The organism is Buchnera aphidicola (Aphis gossypii) (genome assembly GCF_013394915.1).
GTDB classification, from domain to species: domain Bacteria; phylum Pseudomonadota; class Gammaproteobacteria; order Enterobacterales; family Enterobacteriaceae; genus Buchnera; species Buchnera aphidicola_AZ.
This window is the reverse complement of sequence record NZ_CP056771.1, coordinates 525890-542760: the sequence shown is the minus strand read 5'-3', so window position 1 is coordinate 542760 and position 16871 is coordinate 525890. Positions and strand designations below refer to the sequence as shown.

At 23.1% G+C, this 16871-nt stretch carries 11 protein-coding genes, 1 tRNA gene and 1 pseudogene; 5 read left to right on the top strand and 8 right to left on the bottom strand.

What is annotated here, in order from left to right:
* Positions 1-2: 2 nt before the first annotated feature.
* On the bottom strand, positions 3-350 hold the full coding sequence (locus HU701_RS02550; protein ID WP_158346650.1) for a TusE/DsrC/DsvC family sulfur relay protein: 348 nt from the start codon (positions 348-350) through the stop codon (positions 3-5).
* Between the two features lie 44 nt (positions 351-394).
* Here HU701_RS02550 and HU701_RS02545 point away from each other — a divergent pair, with 44 nt between their 5' ends.
* The 3 genes from HU701_RS02545 (at position 395) to dxs (ending at position 4327) form a co-directional block, all read left to right on the top strand.
* Positions 395-1600 (top strand): MFS transporter, encoded by a 1206-nt coding sequence (locus HU701_RS02545; protein WP_256868546.1) that lies wholly within the window; start codon positions 395-397, stop codon positions 1598-1600.
* A 62-nt stretch (positions 1601-1662) separates the two neighbouring features.
* Positions 1663-2547 (top strand): polyprenyl synthetase family protein, encoded by an 885-nt coding sequence (locus HU701_RS02540; protein ID WP_178919368.1) that lies wholly within the window; start codon positions 1663-1665, stop codon positions 2545-2547.
* A gap of 19 nt (positions 2548-2566) precedes the next feature.
* Entirely contained in the window at positions 2567-4327 is a 1761-nt protein-coding gene (gene dxs, locus HU701_RS02535; protein WP_178919366.1) for a 1-deoxy-D-xylulose-5-phosphate synthase, read from the top strand.
* A 58-nt stretch (positions 4328-4385) separates the two neighbouring features.
* Here the strand turns inward: dxs and nusB are convergent, their stop codons facing one another.
* The 4 genes and pseudogenes from nusB to ribH all read right to left on the bottom strand — a co-directional run bounded on the left by nusB (position 4386) and on the right by ribH (position 7413).
* Positions 4386-4808: a transcription antitermination factor NusB gene (gene nusB / locus HU701_RS02530; protein WP_178919364.1), complete on the bottom strand. Its 423-nt coding sequence runs from the start codon at positions 4806-4808 to the stop codon at positions 4386-4388.
* A gap of 15 nt (positions 4809-4823) precedes the next feature.
* Positions 4824-5912, bottom strand: a pseudogene (gene ribD / locus HU701_RS03115) (bifunctional diaminohydroxyphosphoribosylaminopyrimidine deaminase/5-amino-6-(5-phosphoribosylamino)uracil reductase RibD).
* Between the two features lie 46 nt (positions 5913-5958).
* The gene (thiL, locus tag HU701_RS02515) at positions 5959-6930 is read right to left on the bottom strand and encodes a thiamine-phosphate kinase (protein WP_178919360.1); all 972 of its coding nucleotides are present in this window, start codon (positions 6928-6930) and stop codon (positions 5959-5961) included.
* A 3-nt stretch (positions 6931-6933) separates the two neighbouring features.
* Positions 6934-7413 carry a 6,7-dimethyl-8-ribityllumazine synthase gene (gene ribH / locus HU701_RS02510; protein WP_158346638.1) on the bottom strand — a complete coding sequence of 160 codons (480 nt, stop codon included), beginning with the start codon at positions 7411-7413 and terminating at the stop codon, positions 6934-6936.
* A gap of 740 nt (positions 7414-8153) precedes the next feature.
* On the opposite strand from ribH, the gene HU701_RS02505 reads away from it, so the two are divergent.
* Both HU701_RS02505 and argA read left to right on the top strand, forming a co-directional pair.
* Positions 8154-8230: transfer RNA gene (locus tag HU701_RS02505), tRNA-Met, on the top strand.
* Positions 8231-8444: 214 nt separating this feature from the next.
* On the top strand, positions 8445-9773 hold the full coding sequence (gene argA, locus HU701_RS02500) for an amino-acid N-acetyltransferase (protein WP_158346636.1): 1329 nt from the start codon (positions 8445-8447) through the stop codon (positions 9771-9773).
* On the opposite strand, the gene recD is transcribed toward argA, so the two are convergent.
* From recD to HU701_RS03110, 3 genes are read right to left on the bottom strand one after another with little or no spacing between them, the layout of a single operon-like run.
* On the bottom strand, positions 9770-11584 hold the full coding sequence (recD, locus tag HU701_RS02495) for an exodeoxyribonuclease V subunit alpha (protein ID WP_178919358.1): 1815 nt from the start codon (positions 11582-11584) through the stop codon (positions 9770-9772). The genes argA and recD overlap by 4 nt on opposite strands.
* A 14-nt stretch (positions 11585-11598) precedes the next feature.
* Positions 11599-15087, bottom strand: a complete 3489-nt coding sequence (gene recB, locus HU701_RS02490; protein WP_178919356.1) for an exodeoxyribonuclease V subunit beta — start codon at positions 15085-15087, stop codon at positions 11599-11601.
* On the bottom strand, positions 15062-16249 hold the full coding sequence (locus tag HU701_RS03110; protein ID WP_349237368.1) for a hypothetical protein: 1188 nt from the start codon (positions 16247-16249) through the stop codon (positions 15062-15064). Before HU701_RS03110 ends, recB begins: the two co-directional genes overlap by 26 nt.
* Between the last annotated feature and the right edge of the window lie 622 nt (positions 16250-16871).

The following is a 16871-nucleotide window of genomic DNA, read 5'->3' as shown; positions in this document are numbered from 1 at the left end:
TTTTATAAGCATTTTGAAGGTTTCGGTATTCCAGCTATTTTACTAGCCTGTTTTGCGGGACCTTTAGGAAATAATTTAAATAAATAAATGCTATTAATTTTTTTATCTGATTCCTTTTTAACTCCATGTATTAGCATTCGCATAGACGGTGTAATATTATATTGAAAATAAAATTTTCTTATAAAATATATTATTTCCCAATGATTATCTGTAAGTTTAATTTTTTCTTTTTTTGCAATTTCTTCTGCTAAGTAAATATTCCAATCTTGATTATTTTTTAGATATCCTTCTAAATCTTTTTCTACTGTTTCGTAATTTAGATGATTTTTAGTGCTTTTTATTAATAACATAATTTTTTATAATATAAAATTTTTTTTAAAATGTTGAGTTTAAGATGAAAAATTATAAAATGAATTTTTTTGAATTACAAGTCACATTAAGTTTTTGTGTTATTTTCTTATTGCGCATGTTAGGTGTATTTTCTATTCTTCCAACATTAAGTAAGTATGGATTATGTTTGAATGGTGGAAATAAGTTTTTAATTGGATTATCTGTTAGTATTTATGCTGTTGCTCAAATGATATGTCAAATTCCATTTGGCTTTCTATCTGATAAATTTAGTAGAAAAAAAATAATTATATTCGGTCTTTTCATTTTTTTCATTGGTAGTATTATAGCTGCAAATGCAAATTCTATTTGGGGATTAATAATTGGAAGAGCAATACAAGGTTCTGGAGCTATTTCCGGTGTTTCTATGGCATTATTATCTGATTTAATAAGAAAAGAGAATCGTATTAAATCTATTTCTGCTATAGGTGTAAGTTTTGCTGTTTCTTTTTTAATTTCGATTCTTTTTGGTTCGTTAATTATCAAAAAATTTAATTTTTCTTTTATCTTTTGGTTTTCTTCTATATTTTCAATTATTTGTATTTTAATTGTTTCTTTTGTAGTACCTTCTAATCAGAATAAAAATTATCAAAAATATAAATCACGAAAAAAAATACATTTTTTTTCTTTTAAAGACATTAAATATTTATTTAACAAAAGTTTTTGTAGGTTTTATTTGAGTATACTTTTTTTACATTTTTTATTAACAATGCATTTTTTAATTATACCTCATCAATTAGAGATATCCGGTCTTATATTAAATTATCATTGGATTGTTTACTTAATTACAATAGTTTTTTCTTTTTTTGTTTTATATTTTTTAATTTTTTATAACAAGTTTTGTTCTTATTTAAATAATATTATTGAAATATGTGTTTTTTTAATTTTTTTATCATCGTTATTTTTTTTATTCTTACATAATCATTTAATATATTTAATATTATCTTTACAGATATTTTTTATTGCTTTTAATATATTGGAAGTATTTCTTCCTTCATTTTTAAGTCAAAAAGTATCTATCAGCGATCATGAAGGAAATCTGTATAAAGGCAGTGTGATGAGTATTTATTCTACTAGTCAATATTTAGGAATATCTTTAGGTGGTATTTTAAGTGGATGGTTATATACTTTTTTAAATATTTCACAAATTTTTTTATGTGAAGTTTTTTTAGTTTTTTTATGGTTTGTTTTTAATTGTTTTTGTAGAAAATAATATTTATATAGTATAATTGATAAAATTTTTTACGTAATTTTTGACCTAATAGGTATTTGAATGTGAATTTTTTTAATTTTTATGATTTTTATAAAAGTCGTATAAATAAACAATTGCTTGATATGTTTAATACTTTACCTGATCAAAATTCGATTCTTATAAAATCTATGAAATATGCATCTCTAATAGGCGGCAAGAGATTACGTGCATGTCTAGTTTATATCTTTGGGGAGATGTTTAAAGTAAACATCATTACGTTAGATGCGATATCTATAGCTATTGAATTAATTCATTCGTATTCTTTAATTCATGATGATTTACCGTCCATTGATAATGATGCTTTTCGAAGAGGAAACGTTTCTTGCCATGTCAAATTTGGCGAAAGTTTTGCTATACTTTCCGGAGATGCATTACAAAGTTTAGCATTTAATGTTTTATCTACATATATTATGCCTGGTGTTTCTAATAAGAAGCGAATAAAAATTATTTCTGAATTATCTTATTCTATTGGGTCTACTGGTATGTGTATCGGACAAGCACTAGATTTAGAAAAAGATACAAAAGAATTAAACGTTTGTGAACTGGATAAAATTAATTTGTATAAAACTGCATTTTTAATTAGATCGTCTATTCGAATGCCATATTTATCTTCAAATTTTTTTTCTAAAAAAATTCTTTCGTTATTAGATCGTTTTTCTATTTGTATCGGTTTAGCTTTTCAAATTCAAGATGATATTTTTGATTTTAAAAATGATACTAAAGAATTAAAAAATAATAAAAATATATATAATACATATCCAAATTTAATTGGAATAGAAAAATCTAAAAAAAAAATAAAAATATTATATCAAGAAGCGTTATCTATTTTAAAAATTTTTGAAAAAAAATCTTTTATTATCAATAAATTAGAATTATTAACGGATTTTATAATTCAACGTTCAAAATAAATTTAACAATGAGTTCATAATGAATTTTGATATTAAAAAATATCCAATTTTGTCTCTAGCTAATTCAGTTAAAAATTTACGATGCTTATCAATTAAAAAACTACCTCAATTATGTTTTGAGTTGAGAAAATATTTGTTAGATGTAATTTTTTTCACTGAAGGCCACTGTGCATCTGGATTAGGTGTAGTTGAAATTACAGTTGCTTTGCACTATGTGTATAACACACCGTTTGATAATTTGCTATGGGACATAGGTCATCAATCTTATCCTCATAAAATTTTAACCGGAAGAGCGAAAAATATGGATAGTATTCGAAAAAAAAATGGTTTACATCCATTTCCTTTTCGCAGAGAAAGTCAATATGATCCATTTGGTATGGGTCATTCTTCTACTTCAATTAGCGCGGGATTAGGTTTATCTATTGCAGCTCAAAAAGAAGGAAAAAATAGAAAAACTATTTGTGTTATTGGTGATGGAGCAATAACTGCTGGTATGTCGTTCGAAGCTATGAATCATGCAGGTGAAATAAAATCTGATTTACTAGTGATATTAAATGATAATAATATGTCTATCTCTAAAAATGTAGGTGCATTAAATAAACATTTAAAAGTCCTAAAAAATGTTAAATGTAATGATACATTAAAAAATTCATTTTTTGAAAATTTATCTTTTCAGTATTTAGGGCCTTGCGACGGGCATGACATTTTTAATTTAATCCATTTTTTAAAAGATATAAAAAATAAGAAAGGTACCTATTTATTTCATATAATTACAAAAAAAGGAAAAGGTTATCTTCCTGCAGAACTAAACCCTATTAAGTGGCATACATTTTCAAAAAAAACTTCTTCCTCTGCTAATAATATTCCAACTTATTCGGAAGTATTTGGCTCTTGGTTATGTGAAATAGCACATATTGATAAGAAATTAATAGGTATCACACCAGCTATGTGCGAAGGTTCGGGTATGTCTAATTTTTCTCGTTTATTTCCTAATCAATACTTTGATGTTGCTATTGCTGAGCAGCATGCAGTTACTTTTGCGGCTGGTTTAGCTGCTGCAGGATACCATCCAGTTGTTTCAATATATTCTACTTTTTTACAACGTTCTTATGATCAAATTATACATGACGTTGCATTACAAAAATTATCTGTTCTATTTGCTATTGATAGAGGTGGAATAGTAGCAAATGATGGACCAACACATCAAGGTGTATTTGATTTAGCTTATTTAAGATGTATCCCTAATCTTGTAATTATGACTCCAAGTAACGAAAACGAATGTAAACAAATGCTATATACTGCATATATGTATAAAAAAGGTCCTACTGTTGTAAGGTATCCTAAAGGAAAAGGAATCGGTGAACCGTTAATGCCAATGCATATGATACCACTAGGTAAATCTGTTTTGAAGAGGTTAGGTAATAAAATAGCTATTTTAAATTTTGGTACTTTATTAAAATACGCTATGTCAGTAGCAAATAATTTAAATGCAACTTTAGTTGATATGCGATTTGTTAAACCATTAGATAAAAAAATGATTATAAAATTATCTTCTCAATGTCAATTTTTAGTTACTATTGAAGAAGGAATTGTTTCCGGTGGGGCAGGTAGTTCAGTTAATGAATTTATCATGTTGAAAAAAATTTTAGTTCCAGTATTAAATATTGGATTACCAGATGCGTTTATTTCGCAAGGTAGTCTAAAAGAAATTAGACATAGTTATGAATTAGATGCTGAAGGAATTGAAAAAAAAATTTTTTCTTGGGTTTCATCATATTAAGATACAGATATATTTTAAATGTATGTTTTTTCACTCAAGATTTTAAAAATTAAAAATATTATTTTTTTTTCTTTAAAATTTTTAATGCAGCCTTATCTAAAACTCCATTAATAAATTTATGACTATCTTCTGATCCAAATAATTTAGCTAGCTCAATACCTTCGTTGATAGAGACTTTATAAGGTATATCATTTCTATTATATAGTTCATAGAATGAAATTCTAAGGATTGCTTTTTCTATTTGCCCTAATTTTTTGAGTGAACGAGATAAATACGGTTTCATTAAATTATCTATTTTTACGCAGTTTTGAGTTATTCCGAAAATTAAATTATAAAAATATTCTAAGTCAATATTTCTTTTATTTTTTTCTTTTAAAAATTCTGTTATATTATCTTTAATATTGTTTTTAGAAATTTCCCAGGAATACAGCATTTGTAAAGCACAGGCACGAGCTTTTCTCCTAAAATATCGATTTATCATAAAGTTTACCTGGTTTTATTCTTGAGGTTTTAATATTAATCTTATATCTTGACCTATTTTTTTGAAATCTAGAAAATTAAATTTAATGCATTCGAATAATTTTAAATTATTTTTTAAAAAAAATAATGGTTTTGCTTCATGTCCTAATATTTTAGGTGCAATATATATAATAATTTCGTCTATTAATTTCATTTTTAATAAAGAACCAGATAAATTTCCACCAGCTTCTACCCATAAATTATTAATTTCTAAATTTCCTAGGAATTTTAATGTAGATATAATATTGATCTTGTTTTGATATGGTTTCATTATAATTTGTTCTATGTTTTTTGGCCAAATTTCATTATCTGGTTTTAATCTTATTAGTAAAATTTTTTCCTTTGTGTTCATTATTGGATGCGATTTTCGCATTCTGTTTTTACTATCTATAATTACTCTTATTGGATGATTAAAATCTTCTTCAGGAAATTTAAATAATGTTTTTTTGTTAAATTCTTCTTTTCGGACAGTTAGTTGAGCATTATCATGTAAAATAGTTTTACTGCTACTTAAAATTGCTGAGCTTTTTGCCCGAAATCTTTGTACATCTTGACGTGAATCTTTAGAAGTAATCCATTTACTTTCACCATTTTTCATCGCAATTCTTCCATCTAATGACATCGCTAATTTAACTTGAATTCATGGAAAACCAGTTTTCATGCGTTTAAAAAAACCTTGATTATATTTTTTAGATTCTTTCGACAGTAATCCTATTTCTACAGAAATATTATTTTTCCTAAGATATATAACTCCTTTTCCGGATACTTTTGGGTTAGGATCTAAATTTGAAATTATTACATTTTTTATCCCAGAATTAATTAGTGCATCGCAGCAAGGAGGGGTTTGTCCAAAATGGTTGCATGGTTCTAATGTAATGTATGCAGTTCCTCCTTTTGCTTTTTCTCCTGCCATATTTAATGCATTTACTTCGGCGTGATGGCTTCCATATTTTTTATGCCATCCTTCTCCAACAATGCAATTTTGATTAACAATTACACAGCCAACATTTGGATTTGGAGTAGTTGTAAATTCTCCTAATTTACTAAGTTGTATTGCTCTTTTCATATAAAATATATTTTTCATATTTTTTTAAATTTTTTAAAAATTATTTTCAATTAAAATGATTAAAACCTATTTTTTTAAAATCAAATTTTTTTTTATTTTTTGTTAAATTAAAACCTTTTTGTCTTTTAGTAATATATCCAATATGTTTACATTTAATTAGATTTTGTTTAATAGCTAAGTTTAATTTTTTAATATTTCTTTCAGAAATTGTAAAACATAATTCATAGTCTTCTCCAAAAGATAATGCCCAATCAAAACAATTATTTTTTTTAAAATTATTTATTAAATTATGAGAAATAGGTAATTTATTTAACTCAATATCAGCTCCGCATCGGCTTTTTTCTAGTATGTGTCCTAAATCCGAGATTAATCCATCTGATATATCTATCGCTGAATTAGCAAAATTTTTTATTATTATACCTTCAGAAATTCTTGGAGTGGGATGAAGATGTTTTTGAATTAAAAAGTTTCGTGTTTTTACATTGATAATATATTTTTTTTTTTGAAGTAAAAAAAAACCAGCTGCACTTTCACCAAGAGATCCTGTAACGTATATAAAATCTCCTTCTTTGGCATTTTGTCTTAGTAATGTTTTTTTTCCATCAATTAATCCATAAGCACTTAATGTAACACTTAAAGATCCACGATTAGTATCCCCACCTATAAGTGTAATTTTATATTGATTTAAAATTTTAAAGAAATTGTCACTAAAACGCTTTAACCATTTAAAATTTACTTTGGGCATAGTAATAGATAATGTGACCCATTTAGGAAGCGCACCCATAGCTGCTAGATCACTCAGATTTACAGCAATTGTTTTATATGCTAAATGTTTCGGATCTATATTTTTAAAAAAATGAGTGCCTTCTACTAAAGTATCGGTGCTAATTGCTAGAATTTTATTTTCTGGTATTTTAATTAATGCACAATCATCTCCGATTCCTTGAATGAGATTTTTTTCTTTTCTTTGAAACTTATTGAAAAAATTAGAAATAATTTTAAATTCGTCATATTTCATGATTTAATCATTTTTTTCTTTTAATTGCTTTATTATATTAATCATTTCTAACGCTGCTAATGCAGCTTCAGATCCCTTATTTCCCATTTTTAAACCTGATCTTTCAATAGATTGTTCTAAATTATTTGTAGTTAATATCCCAAGTGTAATGGGAATAAGATATTTAATACTAATTTTTGAAAGATTATTATATACATCGCTTGCAATATATTTAAAATGATCTGTACTACCTTTTATTATCGCCCCTATTGTAATAATAGCATCATATTTCTTATTTTTTGCAATATATTTTGCTATTAAAGGTATTTCATAAGCCCCAGGGACATATATTTTAAAAATGTTATCTTCTTTTATTTGACCGATTCTTTTTAAAGTATCTAGTGCTCCAAATAATAAATTATTATTGATAAATTGATTGAATCTAGAAATAATTATTGCAATTGATGCTGTTTTTCTTGTAATTCCTGATTGGATAATTTTCATTTTTTTGTTCAGTTATTTTTTAGATTTTTTAGTATCTAAGTGTTTTATAGTAGAAATAAAAATTTTCTTAATATATTTAATTTTTTCTAATTCTTTTCAGCTATCAATCGTTTTTTCAATTAATGATTATAGAAATAAATTTGAGTGTTTTTAAAATTAAATAATAAGATTTTTTGGTAAAAATTACACTATAAGTTAGAATATATTTTTAAATATTGAATGTTAATTTTTCTTATAGAATATAATTTTTTTAAAACACATAATTTTAACATATCAAAATACAATTATTTTTTCGTTCTACTAATTTGTCTGAAAACTTATAGTATCTGAAAATTTAAATACTTATATAATTTTTTATGTTTAATATTTTAATTTTAAATTTATTATTTTAATTATTTTTTAATATTTTTAAAACAAAATTTTTTACTTATTATAATTATATGATAAAATCTTATTGATAAAACAATTTATTTTAACATTTATTTTTGTATTTTAGTGAAATTTTTAATTGTTTGATTAAATTGATTTTTATTTAAATTATAAGTATTACACACAATTAAAAATATAAGCACTATATAAAAAATATTTTTTATTTTTTGAATTTTGAATATATTTTCAATTAGTTATAGAAATATAATTTGATTTTTTTCGTTTTTAGTATATGGATATATTTAAAAACATAAAAATTTTTTAAAAAAGGTTGCATTTTTTTTATTAAAGATGTATTATTTATTTACTAAAGCGGGGTGGAGCAGTCTGGTAGCTCGTCGGGCTCATAACCCGAAGGTCGTTGGTTCAAATCCATCCCCCGCAACCAAAATAAAGCCTATCTTTAAAAAATCTTCCAGATTTATAATACTTTATATCATTTCAGATAATAAAATTTTTATTTTTAATAATTAAAAAATTTTATTTATAAATGCGTTTAATTCATTTTTACTATAATTTTAGTTTTCTCTTTTTAAATAACATAAATCTTAGTGTATTTAAAAATAATATATATGTTCGAGTTAAAAAGCAAGAGGATTATCATGAAAGAGCGTACTACTGAATTAGTTCAGGGTTTTCGCCACAGTGTTCCTTACATTAACGCTCATCGCGGAAAAACATTTGTGATTATGTTAAGTGGTGAAGCAATTAAATATGGAAATTTTTCTGGTATTATTAATGACATTGGCTTGTTGTATAGCCTAGGTATTAAATTAATAGTAGTATATGGAGCATGCCCTCAAATTAATTCAAGTTTAAATGAAAAAAAGATAAAAATAAAATATCATAAATATATACGTATTACTAATTTATTATGTTTAGAACAAGTTAAACAAGCAGCAGGAAGATTGCAACTTGATATTACTGCTCGTCTTTCAATGGGCTTGAGTAATACTCCCTTACAAGGTGCAAATATTAATGTTGTAAGTGGAAATTTTATTATTGCGCAACCTTTAGGTGTTGATGAAGGTGTAGATTATATTCATACAGGTCGCATTAGAAGAATTGACAAAAAAGCTATTGATTGTCAATTAAAAAATGGCGCTATAGTTTTAATTGGACCTGTTGCTGTTTCTATTACAGGAGAAAGTTTTAATTTGACTTCTGAAGATATCGCTACACAAGTTAGTATTAAATTAAAAGCAGAGAAAATGATAGGTTTTTGTAGTAATCAAGGCGTTCTTAATGATCAAGGTAAAACTATTTCAGAATTATTACCCAATGATATAAACATTAAAATTAAAACATTGGAAAAAAATGGAGATTATATTTCTTCAACAGTTCGTTTTTTAAAAGGATCTATAAAAGCTTGTAAGAATGGTGTGAATAGAAGTCATTTAATTAGCTACCATAAAGATGGGGCTTTATTACAGGAATTGTTTTCTCGTGACGGTATTGGAACACAGATGGTTATGGAATCTGCCGAAAAAATTAGACAAGCTAATATTCATGATATTAGAGGAATTTTAGAGCTAATTCGACCTTTAGAAAAACAGGGGATTTTAGTTCGTAGATCAAGAGAGCAATTAGAAATAGAAGTAGACAAGTTTACAATTATTGAGCGTGATAATCTAACTATTGCGTGCGCTGCGTTATATCCTTTTTTTCAAGAAGGCTTAGGGGAAATGGCGTGTGTGGCGGTTCATCCTGAGTATCGAAACTCCTCTAGAGGTGATTTGTTGCTTAAAACAATTAAATTAAATGCTAAAAAAATCAATCTAAAGAAAATATTTGTATTAACAACGCATAGTATTCATTGGTTTCAGGAAAGAGGGTTTATTATTGTTAATGTTGATATGCTTCCTGAAAGTAGGAAAAAGATGTATAATCATCAACGTTGTTCTAAAATTTTGATGATAGATTTATTTTAATATATTGAAAATTTTTCTTTTTCTATTGTTGTAGTAAATATTTTTTTATTTGAAAAAATATTTAATTTTTCTCTAGATCTTGTAATTGCTGTATATAAAATCTCTTTGCTTAGTATTTCTAATTGTCTATCTGGAAGTATAAGTGTTATATGATTAAATTCAGAACCTTGGGATTTATGAACAGTAATGCACCAAGCAGTTTCATAATGTTCTAATAAATCAGCTGGAACATATTGAATACTATCATTATTCTTTAAAAAGCATACTTGTAATTTATTTTGATAATCTAAATTAGTAATTCCTATCTCACCATTAGATAAATTTAAATATTTGTTATTTTTTGTTATAATAATAGGTTTTCCTATATACCATATTTCATTATTTATATAAAAATGTTTTTTAATAATTTTTTTTTCATACATTGTTTTTTCTAAAATTTCATTTATGCTATTTGTTCCATATATACTATCTTTTACAACACATAATATCTGATATTTTTGAAATGTTTTTATAGCTTCTTTTATTTTGTTTTTTTTATTTATTCCATCCCAATACTTTTGATGAAAAGAAATAATTTTTTCTATCATTTCTTTGTATTGATTAATACAATTAATTTCATGAAAAAAAACATTTTTTATTAAATTATTAAATAGTTTAATACAAATTTCTTTTTTGTTTTGATTGATTCCATTTGCTAACATATAAATTTCTGGATTTTTTTTGAATCTATAATTTTTTCTTAAAATGCATATTTTATCACTGATTAAAGAAGTATCATTTTTGTTTTCTTTGTAATATAAATTTTTGTATTGTTTAATTTTTTTTAAAATAGATATATTTTTTAAACTATAGCCATCATGTACATAACTATAAATTTTTTTTAAGATAGAACCTGTTCCTACTGGTGATAATTGATTTTGATCTCCAATAAAAATAACCTTAGTATTTTTTTTAATAGAAGAAAAAATGTTGTTCATCATTAACACATCTATCATAGAAGCTTCATCAATAATTAAAACATCTATGTTTAAAGGATTTTTTTCATTGAAAAAAGTTTTGTTAGATATTTTTGATATTCCCAACAATTTATGAACAGTAATGGGGTTTAATAAAAACTGTTTTTTTTCTTCTTTAGATAAATATAAATTTAATATTTTACTATTGTTTAATATTTCAATTAATCGAGATGTAGCTTTTCCTGTTGGAGCTGATAATTGTATTATAATGTTTTTTTTCGAACATTTTATCAATGCAATAATAATTTTTATTATTGTAGTGGTTTTTCCAGTACCTGGTCCTCCTAAAATAAAAGTTACTGGATGTATTAAACTTAATGTTACAGCTACTTTTTGAGCATTATATACTTTTTCAGGAAATAATTCTCTTAAAAATTTAAAATTATTTAAATTGTATTGATTATCTATATTTTCTTTATATAAAAATTTTAAAATATTTTTTTCAGATTTCCATATTTTATAAAGATAAATTTTGTTTTTAATAAATATTAAAGGGGTTGTAATTTTTCCGTTACTAAAAGCATGATGCTGCGATAATTCTAATGACCAGTTTACTTTTTTTATATTTAAAATAAAAAATATTTTTTCAATAATTTTTTTATTTTGAATAGAAAAAAAATGATTTTTTTTAAAATACTCAATTGGTAAAAAAAGATAACCATTATTGCTCTCAAAACTAACACATGCTGCTATAAGCATAATGATATTATTTTTTTTAGATATGAATTGTGAAAAAATAAAATCAATTGTGCGTATAATTTTTTTTTTTGCTAAATTTTTTAATAATTTTTTCATTTAAATAATATTGTTTAATTTTTGACGAAAAATAAATCAATTAATTTTTTAATTAACAAATAATCTGGTATAACATAAAAAATACTATTATTTTTCTTTACTTTGTTTATTCCTCTCAAAAAAATATAAAATATTCCACCAAAATTATTTTCATATTTATATTTTTTTACTTTTTTCTTTAAATATTGATGTAATGCAACTGTATATATTTGATATTGTAAATCATATCGATTCTTAATTATTTCTTTTTTTATATTTTCTAAAGAATATGAATTTTTATTATCTCCTAAATAATTAGATTTATAATCTATTATGTAATATCTTTCTTTCCAAAAAAATACTAAATCAATAGAACCTTTTAAAATTCCAGTCACTGGATTGAAATAAATTTTTGGAGCAAAAGAAGAAATTGAATCATAAGATTGGATTACCCTGTTAAAATTATTGCTATGTAATATTTTTTGTATAGGTAAAAAAAATTGCATCTCTTTTATGTGTTGGTGTTTTTTTAACATAGATAAATTAAAATTGATATTTTTTAATTGTATATTAATAATATTGTTTATCCAAGACATTAATATTGAAGCCCATTTTTCAGAGAATTTATATTTTTTTAAAGATTTATAAAAAAAATCTATGTTTAATTTTTCTGAAAAATTAATTTTACTCAATATATAATGTATAAGACTACCTGTTTTCTCCCCTCTTGGAAAATTTTCAAACGTTATTTTTTCTTGATTAATTTTTATCTGATTAAAAATATAGTTTGTATTTTGATTTTCTTGGCTTTTTTTAATAGAAATATTTTCTTTTTTTAACTTTGTAAAACTAGTAATTTTAAAGCAATTTTCTATTTTTTTTATTAAACATTTTGGTGAAGATAGTAAATAAACCTCTTTTTTTTCATCAGGAAGTTTAACGTTCATTGTATCAAAACTAACTGAAAAATATGATTTCATACTTAATGAATAAATTTCTTTGATTAAATTATCATAATCCATATATTTTCCACGTTGTATGATATATCCTAAAGCGCTTTTATGATTATTGTTTTTTTTTTGATTTTTTTTGTTAATAATATCTCCTATTCCTAAACTACAATGATAAATAGTTCTTGTCATAGCAACATATAACAAACGTAAGTCTTCTGATAATCGTTCTTCTTCTGTTATATTTTCAGTTTCTTTGTTTTGATCTAAATCAAAAAACATTTTTAAATTTTTTTTATCATGATATAAGTATAATTTCGATTTTTTATAAGTTATTGCGAAAGGAATCCAAACTATAGGATATTCTAATCCTTTGGACTTATGTATTGTAACAATTTTTATTAATTTAGATTGGTTAAAGTATCGAATGTGCTCGTTTTCTAATATATTTTTTTTTTCTGATATTTTTTTTTCAAACCATCTTAGTAAAGACGACTCTTTATACAGATATTCTGATTGTTCTTCTAATAATTCTGCTATATGTAAAAAATTTATATTTTTTTGATAATGTTTATATTTATCTAAATTATTAGAGTATTTTTGATAATCTAAGATTATAGTTTTAATAGCATAAAAAATTCCTATATTTTTCCATATTGTACGATATTTATTTAATTTATTCATTATAAAATATAATTTTTCTGTATTTTTTTGTTTTTTTCCTTCTAGCAAAATTTTATAAAAAATATGTGTAAAAATAGATTGTTTTAACATTTCTATTTGAGTTGGTTGTAAAATAGTTTGAAGTATTAAAAGTAATTCATAAGCATCGCTAGTTTGAAATATACTTTTATTAGAAGAAGAATAAATAGATTTAATATTAACTTTTTCTAATGCATCTTTAATAATATCCGCTTCATTTTTATCCTTTACTAATACAACAATATCGCTTTCTTTCAAAATTTTTTGTTGATTTTTATTAATTAATATTGCTTCACCCTTACGGGCATAAATCAACCAATAACAAATTTCATTTGCACATTGTTTTGCAACCCATTCTTTATAATCTTCAACATGTATCTTTTCTTTTTTTTTAAAGAAAAAGCTAATAGCTTTTTGAATTTTTCCTCGTATTTGAAATTTTATATTTTTATTATGCAATGATGGAAAAATTTTTATGAATGGAATGTCTTTATAAAAAAATGAATTATTATTTCGTGAAAATAAATCATTTATACCTTGACAGATATTTATTGAAGATCTCCAATTAGTATCAAGGTAATAATGTTTTTTAATTTTAGATTTGGCATTTAAATAAGAAAAAATATCTGCTCCTCTAAAACTATATATTGATTGTTTTGGATCTCCTATAAGAAATAAAGCTATTTTTTCGTTTTTTATATTATATAAAATATTAAAAATTTGGTACTGCTGAATATTCGTATCTTGAAATTCATCAATAAATGCTACAGGATATTTTTTAATAATTAATTTTTTTAACTTTTTGTTTTCTTTAATATATTTTAAAAAATTATCTAATAAATCATTAAATCCTAATAAACATTTTTTCTTTTTTTCTTTTTTTAAGAGTCTAGTTATTGTTTTTATACCTTTAAATAAAATAATATCTTTTAAAGAAATTTTTTTTTGTATTATCTCTTCAATATCTTTGAAGAATGTATGACATAGAATTTGATTATTTTTTATGTTTTTTTTGATTGTTTCTTGTGAAAAATATTTTAATGTAATTGGTCTTTGGTAATTTTCAGTCTTTGATTGTGCCCATTTTGTAATACTTTTTTGCCATCTAGTTATATTAGATATATTATATATTTTTTTATTAATTTTTAATTTTTTAATAATATCTATAATACTTAGATTGTAATATAACCACTTTTTTTTAAAAATATTTATAATTTCAATATTTTCTGCATGACAGGTAATAAAATTTTGATTTTTATTAATTTTTTTTTTGAAATACACTTTGTTGAAATTAAATATTGGCTGTAATTCAGATAAAAGAGACTTTGGATTTTTGTAATCTTGTAAAATTATTTTAATTATATCTTTTGGTAATCCATAGAAATGAGTTCTCCAAAAGTCTTCTGTAGCTTGTAAATGCAATGATGTTTCATTTTCAATTATTTCTTCATTTATATTGAAAAAATTTAATTGCAAAATATCCTTACAAAATCCATGTATAGTGTAAATAGCTACATTATTTATATCACGTTTAGCTCGATCTAAAATATATACAGCTTCTTTTAAGTTTTTTATTTTTTTTAAAAATGGTTTTAAAATTAAATTACTAGTATTATTATTAATACAGCATAAATGTAATTTTTCGATATTTTTTTTAATTCTTTTATGTATTTCATCTTTTGCAGAATTAGTAAAAGTAACTATTAATATTTCTTTTATTAACAATGGTTTAATTTTTTTTTTATCTTCTATTCCAAGTAATAATCGTAAATACATAATAACTATTGCAGTAGTTTTACCAGTTCCTGCAGAAGCTTCAATCAAATTAATACCATTTAAAGGTATATTAAAAGCGTCTAATTTTTTTTTCATTGTTTTTTTTGTATTTTAATAAGGGGATTAACCATTTTTTAGAGATATGACAAATTTTTTTTACATCTAATTTTGAGGTAATTTTTTGTATATAAATATCTTCTTTTTCTCCTTTAATATAAGAACTGCCTATCCATCTTTTATATAATTTTTTATATCCTTCTTTTTTAATATGATGATTTTTACAAATACAATGATTTTTTACGTCATATACCTTATCAAGCCAATCTGAACCTGATTTTGTTAATAATAATGGAGTATTAATACCTTTCATATATCCTATGATATACATTGAAAGATAATGATGCGCTTCTTTATATGATAGAGATCGAAATGAAAATATTTTTTTATCACATCCTATAATTTTGCTTTCTCCAACACCCCCTAAAATACAGTAAACTAAATGTTCTAACCATAATGATATTCGATCAGGATAATTAATTGTACTTCCTTTCCATCGCAGCAAACCTGTGTCTTGTATTTCCTTTAATGTTCCTTTAATATAATATTTTTTTATTTGAAAAAAAAATTCTTTTTTTTGAGGAAAAGTTCTATACTGATTAATTATTTTTACTATTTCTTTAAGTTCTTGACATTTTTTTTCTAAAGTTATTTTTCCAAAATTTTTATATGGTAGTATTCCAGATAATTCTATTTTTTTTAATGTATTTATTATATCTTTTTTATTTACCATATCGTCCAATAGAAGATTATTTATTTTGAAATTTTCTAATTGATTTATTGTAAAAGGTTCAGTGATTGATAATATCTTTTTTTTAGAAAAGTTCGTGCTTAACGTATAATTAAAAAAATATCGTATTGGATGTCTCCAAAAAGATATTAAATTTTTTAAATCAATTAAATCATTGTTTTTTTTAAAATTTTCTAATTTAATTGTATCTTTAAAGAATGTTTGATAAATATTTTGAATTTTATTTTGTTTTACATTTTTTATTTTTTTCACATTTATTAAATTATAGATATGTGTTTTTTTATGTTTTTTATAGAGAAAGTCTAATATTTTCCTTGTGTTGTCTTCTGTTTTTAATTTTTCATCTCCTTTGAAACAAAAATTTAATATTATATAATTTACAAGTTGCTCAACTAATATTGATGGATATATTTTAGTTTCATTGTTTAATGAATAGCCAATATAACTCATATAAAAATATTTCTCAGCAGCTAAAAAATTTTTTAAAAATAAATGATATAATGTATTTTTATGATCAATATCAGTAACCAATGGATATTTTTTTAAAAGATTAATATGATCTAAGTTTGGTGGTTTTGGTAGTTCTTTAGAACCTAATCCTATAATATATATTACTTTAAATGGTATATAACATATTACAGAGGGATGACAAAAATTTATAGATCCTAATTGAAATTTTTTATTATTTGTAGATTGCATAATATGAAAAAAATTTTTTTTTAAAACATTAATGAATATTTTTTTTTGATACCCAGACAATATAATTTTATCAATCATATTTTTCCATTTTTTGTTAATTTCTGTGAGTGTTTGATCTAACTCTATGTTTTCATAAAAAAAATCATTTATAAAAGATTGAAATAATGAACGCCAACATTTAATTTTTTTTGATTTAGATAGCTTTATACGCCATTTGTTTAACGTGTTAATTAAATAAGATAATTTTCCTATCAATTCTGATTTAGCAAAATCAATAGAAACAATTGAATGAATATTGTTCCACATTTTGTCTTTTTCATTTATAGCATAACTTATCAATAATTTTTCAATACCATAAAACCAAGTATTTTGA

Bases quoted from the DNA above. Each gene is read 5' to 3' on its own strand.
- HU701_RS02550 (WP_158346650.1), bottom strand. From the start codon at position 350: ATGTTATTAATAAAAAGCACTAAAAATCATCTAAATTACGAAACAGTA.
- HU701_RS02545 (WP_256868546.1), top strand. From the start codon at position 395: ATGAAAAATTATAAAATGAATTTTTTTGAATTACAAGTCACATTAAGT.
- dxs (WP_178919366.1), top strand. From the start codon at position 2,567: ATGAATTTTGATATTAAAAAATATCCAATTTTGTCTCTAGCTAATTCA.
- nusB (WP_178919364.1), bottom strand. From the start codon at position 4,808: ATGATAAATCGATATTTTAGGAGAAAAGCTCGTGCCTGTGCTTTACAA.
- thiL (WP_178919360.1), bottom strand. From the start codon at position 6,930: ATGAAATATGACGAATTTAAAATTATTTCTAATTTTTTCAATAAGTTT.
- ribH (WP_158346638.1), bottom strand. From the start codon at position 7,413: ATGAAAATTATCCAATCAGGAATTACAAGAAAAACAGCATCAATTGCA.
- argA (WP_158346636.1), top strand. From the start codon at position 8,445: ATGAAAGAGCGTACTACTGAATTAGTTCAGGGTTTTCGCCACAGTGTT.
- recD (WP_178919358.1), bottom strand. From the start codon at position 11,584: ATGAAAAAATTATTAAAAAATTTAGCAAAAAAAAAAATTATACGCACA.
- recB (WP_178919356.1), bottom strand. From the start codon at position 15,087: ATGAAAAAAAAATTAGACGCTTTTAATATACCTTTAAATGGTATTAAT.
- HU701_RS03110 (WP_349237368.1), bottom strand. From the start codon at position 16,249: ATGAGTTATATTGGCTATTCATTAAACAATGAAACTAAAATATATCCA.